Source organism: Desulfobaculum sp. (assembly GCF_054921475.1).
On the sequence record NZ_JBUDSW010000204.1, the window covers coordinates 1 to 6,832 of the forward strand.

Here is a 6,832-nt window from a genome sequence, read left to right on the forward strand (position 1 = left end):
TCCATGGGCTGCGCCTTTGGCGAAGAGCGCCAGCATTTCGTCAATGTTAGCCTGAACAACATCTTTGACCGCAAATACTCCATGGCCTCGTCCTCCATCGACGAAGCCGGGATGAATGCTGTGGTGAAGATTGGCACGTCCTTTTAGTTGAAATTGAGAATCAAAACCAATACACCCATCCGTAGGCCGGGTTGTATGGCCCGGCCTATGGAGGTGACACTTTTATGAACACACATTCAGTCGACACAGCCAAGCACTACTGGGAAGTCCGCGAGCTTGTGGTCATTGGCATTTTTGCGGCCATTACCAAGGTCTCAAGCCTGCTTGTGGCCCTTGCCGGCGGAGGGATGAATCCGTTGTCCCTCATGCTTAAAAATGTGGTGTTTACGGCCCTCATCATCGTTTTGCTTTTCAAGGTCCGCAAGTTCGGCGCGCTGACGCTCTTTATGGTGGTTGGGGCGGTGTTCTCCATGCTGCTGATGGGAGGCGGGTTTTTCCTGCTCCCCGTGATGCTGGTGGCCGGGCTTATGGCAGAAGGGTGCATCGTTCTTTTTGGCGGCTATGGCCGCAATATAAATATCGTTCTGGGCGTTGCGATATATGACATTGTGTCCAAGCTTCTCGCTGTTGGGGTGTCCTACCTCTATGTGCGGGAACAACCGCAGATGCTGATTGTGACGGGCATTATGGTGGGTATCGGGTACGTTGGCGCCATTGCCGGCTTGTTTGTTGGAACCGCCTTTGTGAAGGAGCTGCGCCATGCAGGTATTGTCCGCGCCTAGCCCCGGCCCGCACCACTCTGTCATCCACAGTTTGGACACCCGCACCAAGATGGGACTGAGCCTCGCCTCCTCCGTTGCCGTGCTGGTACTGAGCGATCCTGTTTCCCTTGGGCTTCTTGTCGCGGCGAGTACGCTCTACGCGCTGGCGCTGCGCCGCTATACCGCCGTCGCCATCTGCTATGGGCTTTTCATCGTGCTCAGCGTTGTGGCGTACGGATTTATCATGGGCATGCACTGGCTGTGGCCCAAAATTCCGGCGGCGGAACCGGCGAAGATGGTGATCCCTTTTATGCGCTCGCTCGTTATGGCCAATGTGGTCATGGGGCTGGCGCTTTCGTCCCGCGTGCAAAGTATTCTGACCGCACTGAAGAGCCTGCGCCTGCCGTATTGCATTTCCATCCCCACGGCAGTGATGATCCGTTTTATTCCGTCCTTCCTTACGGACATGAAACAGATCGCTGAAACCATGCGGACGCGCGGACACCGGCTGACGCCGCTTTTGCTCATCACCCGCCCGCGCATGACCCTGCGCCTCATCCTTACGCCCATGCTGTTTCGCGCGCTGCGGACTTCGGACGAGCTCGCCATTGCGGCAGAGCTGAAAGGCCTTGGCACCCGGCGGCGCATTACGCCGTATAAAACATCGCACTTTTCCCGGCGTGACGGCATTGCCGCCGTTCTTGCCGCGCTGCTTCTTGTTGCGGGCGTGGTCCTGCATGTTGCTATGGGCAGCCCATCTGGAGCCATGTTCTGATGATACGACTCAGCAATGTCACCTACACGTATCCATTTCAGGCGGCGCCTGCCCTGCGCGGCATATCCCTGCATGTTCGCCCCGGCGAGGCCGTGCTGTGCACGGGAGCCAGCGGTTGCGGCAAGTCCACGCTGATACGTGTCGTAAATGGTTTGTGCCCGCATTCCTTTCAGGGGACGCTTTCAGGCTCCGTCACTGTTGCGGGCGAGGACAACCTTTCGCGCCAACTCCACCGCATTTCGCAGGACGTGGGCACCTTATTTCAGGATCCGGAGCAGCAGTTTTTTGCCCTGAATGTTGAGGACGAAATAGCCTTTGCCCACGAGTGGCAGGGCGCGGCGCCGGAGGACGTACGCCGCCGCATTGATGCGGCAACGCGGGAATTTGATATCACGCATCTTCGTGAAGCGTCGGTCCATGATCTTTCCGAAGGGCAGAAGCAAAAGGTGGCCCTTGCCTCCATCATGTCCCTTGGTCCGCGGATTTTGATTTTGGATGAGCCCACGGCAAACCTTGACCCGGAGTCCACCCGCGCCCTTGCGGAGAAGATTGCGCGTCTCAAGGCCGCAGGAATGGCCATTCTCATCGTGGACCATCGCCTGTATTGGCTGGAGGGCGTGGCCGACCGCGTGGCCATCATGCAAAACGGAACCATCGCCACGGAGTGCTCTTTTGCCGGGCTCGATGACGAGACTGTGTCGCGTTATGGCCTGCGCCGCGCGCGGGTGGCGGATGCGCGGGATGCGCTTCCCGACGCGGGCACGGGCGAGCCGTTTGTCTGCGCGGAGGGGCTGCACTTTGCCTACCGCAATGGTCCCGAGCTGTACGGGGGCTGCTCACTTGCCATGCCGCGCGGGGTGACGGGCATCCTCGGTGACAATGGCGTTGGAAAGACCACCCTTGCCCGCTTGATGACAGGCCTCAGCGCCGCGAAAGCAGGGCGCATCTCCATTGGCGGCACACCGTGCGCCGCGCGCGACGTGTTGGCCCGGGCGAGCATTGTTTTGCAGAACACCGACCATCAGCTGCATATGAAGACCGTGTGGGCAGAACTGGATATTTCCGCGCAGGATGTCCCCAAAGCAGAACGCCGCCGCCTCATCGAGGACCTTTTGCGGCGCTTCAACATCACTCATTTGAAGGACCGACACCCCCAGTCCCTGTCCGGCGGGGAGAAACAGCGCCTTGTCATTGCCTGCGGCATGGCCAGCCGCCCGGATATTCTCATTCTCGACGAACCCACAAGCGGCCTTGATGGGGAAAATATGCGCCTCATTGCCGACGCCGTGACGGCGGCGTCGCGGGGCGGCGTGTGCGTTATGCTCATCAGCCACGATCTCGAACTGCTGGGCGACGTGTGCGATTACGCTTTGCGTTTGCCCCTAGCCGCGCCAGCACCAACACCGACTACGACCCAGGAGACTTGCCATGTTTAACGCCTCCGTCTCGGACGACACGCGGCGGCAGATTCACGACGCCGTTGCTGAAAACCCAAGCATTATGCTCCATGAACTGGCCCAGACCTACGGCCTGAGTGAGGCCGAGGCCTGCACGGCCCTGCCGCTGGAGATGCGCACCTTTGCCCCGGCAGAGCGCTTTGAAGACGTGTGGAAAGCCATGACCACATGGGAGCGCACCACCTTCATCCTCTCCGGGCCCTCGGCAATCGCCGAGGTGAAAGGAAAGCTCCCGAAAGGCTTCTTTGGCCATGGGTTCTTTAACCTTATGGAAAAGGACAACCCGCTGGGCGGACATCTGCGGGTGGATGAGCTTGCGGCCATCTGCTTTTTGACCAAACCGTTTTTTGGCCTAGAGAGCCTGTCCGTACAGTTTTTCGACACCAAGGGCCGCCAGATGTTCGCGGTGTACGCGGGTCGTCAAAAACGGGAAATTCTTCCCGGCGTCAGGGACGCCTATATGATGCTGCGTGAGGAGGTGTGCCAATGAAATCCCTCGTCGTGTATTCTTCACTGACTGGCAACACCGAGTGTGTGGCCCGCGCTGTGTACGAGGCGCTTCCCGAGCCGAAGACCATTGCCCCCGTGGCTGACGCTCCGGACCCTGCCGGGTTTGACTTTGTGGCCATCGGCTACTGGGTGGACAAAGGTATGCCGGACTCGCGCGCGCAAAAGTTTATGGCAACGGTGCAGGGCGCCCATGTCGGGCTCTTCGGTACCCTTGGTGCGGAGCCGGATTCCGACCACGCCAAGGAGTGCATCCGCAAGGGGGAGGAACTGATGGCTGGGAATACCGTCCATGGTTCGTTCCTCTGCCAAGGCCGCATTGACCCCAAAATCATTGAAGCCATGCAGAAAATGGCGGCGGACGTGCACCCCATGACGCCGGAGCGCATTGCCCGTATCAAGGAAGCCGAGAAGCACCCAGACGAGCGGGACCTTGTGAACGCGCGGCAGGCTTTTGTGGACATCTTCCAAAGCGCCAAGGAGGCCATGGCCCATGCGTGAAATGACCGCTGATGAGATGCGCCTTATCCTCGACCGCTGCAACTGGGCGACAATCTGCACGTGCTCCGAAAGCGGTGTGCCCTATGCCGTGGAGGCGACGCCATATCGTGATGGGGATGACTATTGCTTTATGATCAATCCGCGCGGCGGAACATGGGCGAATGTGCAGGCAAATCCTAAGGTACTGCTCAAGTTTACCCTGACCAGCCGAAACCTGTCTTGGTGGGCCGGGGTGTCCTGCCATGGGACGGGGGCTTTTGAGCATGACCCGCAGGCCATACGGGACGGCTTTGCCGCCCTTGGCGAGATTATGGGGCAGGACTACAGCGCGGCAGGAGAGCGTTTTGCCGCGATGCCGGACCGTTCGCCACTTTTCCGCGTGCGGGTGTCGGAGATCACTGGCCGGTGCAGCGCCGCGGAGGGCGAAACCCTAACTGGGAGTACCCTGGACGCGGCGGCAAACGGCTAAAGCCGTGTGCCATCGAATACAAACAGGCTCGCGAAGCAGAGTTCTTCGCGAGCCTGTTTGCGCCTGAAGCCGGGCGGCTATGGCGCTGGTCAAAAAGGGGGCAGGTTTTGTACCCTTGGGCGGAAGCTCTTAGCTCTCGTCCTCGTCGCGTTTTCCCGGATGTGGATCTTGCGCCATGATGCGGGCGTATTCATCCTGCCAGTGCTCCCACGGCAGACCGCTGCGCTCGATGTACAGCACAAACTGACCCAGCCTTTTGATGACGGCAGCGTCCACGGCGTGTTCGACTTTGCAGGCCACGGCGTCGGCATGGCCCGGCTCAAGCTGTAGAACGCGGTGGAAAAATTCATTGAGAATGAAATGCCGGTGCGCGATGTCCCGCGCAATGACCGCGCCGCTTTCCGTCAGCCGGACAAGGCTGTACGGCTCATATTCAATAAGCCCCCGCGCGGCGAGGCCCTTGAGGGCGCTAGTGACTGAGGAGCGCGATACGCCAAGATCATCGGCAATATCCCGTGAGCGGGCTGCGCCGAGGGTTTCCTCCAGCTTGAAGATGGATTCCAGATAATCCTCCTGCGTGGAGGTCAATACAGGCGCATTCTCGGACAAGGCAGGCTCCTTTGGCTTTGCTGCGGACGGATTCATAGCCCGAAAGGCGGGCGCTTAACAGAAGAACTTGGAAGCAGACCACATGAACGACACCACGCAGCCCTCTCCCTCTGATGTGTCCATATCGACACTTTTCCCGTTTTTCAAACCCTATACGCCCCGGCTCATCGCTGGCGCGGCCTCGAGTGTTGCCGCGCGGGTGTGCGATCTTGCGCCGCTCGCCATCGTCGGGCCGGTCATGGATAGTGCCGTGCAGGGCACGGGAACCCCCGCCAGCTTTACCATGTTCGCGTTTATGATTCTTGCGGCCTTTGGCGGTATGGCGGTCTTTCAAAGCTGGAGTGACTATCTCCTCGGGAGCATGGCGCAGAAAATCCGCCACGACTTGCGTATGCACCTTTTCGAGCACGTGCAGAGTCTGGATATGGGGCGGCTTGAAACGCGCCGCAGGGGGGACATCTTGTCCATTATTTCCGTGGATGTGGACTCGCTTGAGAGCTTTTTTGCCCAGACGACGGTGAATATGGTGCGCATCGTGGTGGCGTTTACCGGGACCTTTGGCTATCTGGCGTGGCTCAACTGGCGGCTGGCGTTGCTCCTTGCCGCGCCGCTTCCGCTGGCGTTTATCGCTATTCGCATTTTTTCCACGCGCGTGCGCCCGAAATATATGCAGTCCCGTTTGGCAATTGGGGCGTTCAATAGCATTTTGGAAAACAGCCTGCACGGACTTCCCATCCTGCAGGCCTACAGCGCCGAGCGCCACGAAGCCGAGCGCCTGCGCAGCGAGTCCGTCCGCTACCGCGATACCGCCATCTCTGCGGCGCGGACACGGGCGTGGTTTATCCCCGTGGTGTATCTTGTGGCGGGCTTGTCCTACGCCAGCCTTATCGGCGTAGGCGGCTGGATGACGACCCTTGAGGGCGGCCCGAGCATTGGCGACTACACAACGTTTGTCCTCATGGCCATGCGCCTCATTGTGCCGGTGTTCGGCCTCGGCTTCATCGTGAACCAGCTTCAGCGGGCGCGCGCGGCGGCAACGCGTATCGCGGACTTGCTCGACACGCGTCCAGCTATCAAAGACAGCGCGGACAGCGTGCCTCTCGTCGGCGTTCCGGAATGTGTGGAATTGCGGGACGTGAGCTTTGCCTATCCGGGACGCGGCGAGGCGCTGAGCAGGGTGAGCCTCTCGGTGAAAAAAGGCGAAATGCTGGGCATTGCCGGCGCCACGGGCGCGGGGAAAAGTACGCTTATCAAACTGCTCCTCAGGTTCCACGACCCAAAGAGCGGAGAAATCCGCATCAACGGCATGCCCCTGCCGTCCCTGACGCTGGCGTCCGTGCGTCAGCATGTTGGCTATGTCTCGCAGGACCCTTTCATCTTCCACGGCACCATTGCCGAGAACTTGCGGCTCGGCTCGCCGGATGCCGATATGGAGGCCATCCAGAACGCGGCACGCCTCGCCGGAGCGGACGAGTTTATCGACACGCTTCCAAACGGCTTTGATGAAATCATCGGCGACAGCGGCCTGCGCCTGTCCGGCGGCCAACGCCAACGCCTCTCCCTCGCCAGAGCCCTCCTCAGAAACCCCGCCATCCTCATCCTCGACGAAGCCACCTCCGCCGTGGACGTCATCACCGAACGCCTCATCCAAGACCGCATCGAACACCTGCGCCCAGACCGCATCACCATAACCATAGCCCACCGCCTCTCCACCATCCGCACCGCCGACCACATCGTGGTCATGAGCGGCGGA

8 protein-coding genes are annotated in these 6,832 nt (G+C 60.1%); 7 read left to right on the forward strand and 1 reads right to left on the reverse strand.

Annotated features, from left to right (window positions below; translation table 11 throughout):
• The first annotated feature begins 224 nt into the window (after nt 1-224).
• From ACY69P_RS12490 to ACY69P_RS12515, 6 genes are read left to right on the forward strand one after another with little or no spacing between them, the layout of a single operon-like run.
• Entirely contained in the window at nt 225-782 is a 558-nt protein-coding gene (locus ACY69P_RS12490; protein WP_462327705.1) for an MptD family putative ECF transporter S component, read from the forward strand.
• Nucleotides 760-1,536 (forward strand): energy-coupling factor transporter transmembrane component T family protein, encoded by a 777-nt coding sequence (locus ACY69P_RS12495; RefSeq protein ID WP_462327706.1) that lies wholly within the window; start codon nt 760-762, stop codon nt 1,534-1,536. Before ACY69P_RS12490 ends, ACY69P_RS12495 begins: the two co-directional genes overlap by 23 nt.
• Nucleotides 1,536-2,972 (forward strand): ABC transporter ATP-binding protein, encoded by a 1,437-nt coding sequence (locus ACY69P_RS12500; protein WP_462327707.1) that lies wholly within the window; start codon nt 1,536-1,538, stop codon nt 2,970-2,972. The genes ACY69P_RS12495 and ACY69P_RS12500 overlap by 1 nt, the downstream gene beginning before the upstream one ends.
• Nucleotides 2,965-3,483 carry a heme utilization cystosolic carrier protein HutX gene (gene hutX / locus ACY69P_RS12505; protein WP_462327708.1) on the forward strand — a complete coding sequence of 173 codons (519 nt, stop codon included), beginning with the start codon at nt 2,965-2,967 and terminating at the stop codon, nt 3,481-3,483. The genes ACY69P_RS12500 and hutX overlap by 8 nt, the downstream gene beginning before the upstream one ends.
• A complete protein-coding gene (locus tag ACY69P_RS12510; protein WP_462327709.1) occupies nt 3,480-4,001 on the forward strand; it encodes a flavodoxin family protein in 522 nt (173 codons plus the stop codon). Before hutX ends, ACY69P_RS12510 begins: the two co-directional genes overlap by 4 nt.
• Nucleotides 3,994-4,470 (forward strand): pyridoxamine 5'-phosphate oxidase family protein, encoded by a 477-nt coding sequence (locus tag ACY69P_RS12515; RefSeq protein ID WP_462327710.1) that lies wholly within the window; start codon nt 3,994-3,996, stop codon nt 4,468-4,470. The genes ACY69P_RS12510 and ACY69P_RS12515 overlap by 8 nt, the downstream gene beginning before the upstream one ends.
• Before the next feature lie 129 nt (nt 4,471-4,599).
• Here the strand turns inward: ACY69P_RS12515 and ACY69P_RS12520 are convergent, their stop codons facing one another.
• The gene (locus ACY69P_RS12520) at nt 4,600-5,079 is read right to left on the reverse strand and encodes a metal-dependent transcriptional regulator (protein WP_462327711.1); all 480 of its coding nucleotides are present in this window, start codon (nt 5,077-5,079) and stop codon (nt 4,600-4,602) included.
• Nucleotides 5,080-5,161: 82 nt separating this feature from the next.
• Here ACY69P_RS12520 and ACY69P_RS12525 point away from each other — a divergent pair.
• On the forward strand, nt 5,162-6,832 hold a 1,671-nt coding region (locus ACY69P_RS12525), incomplete at its 3' end, for an ABC transporter ATP-binding protein (protein WP_462327712.1).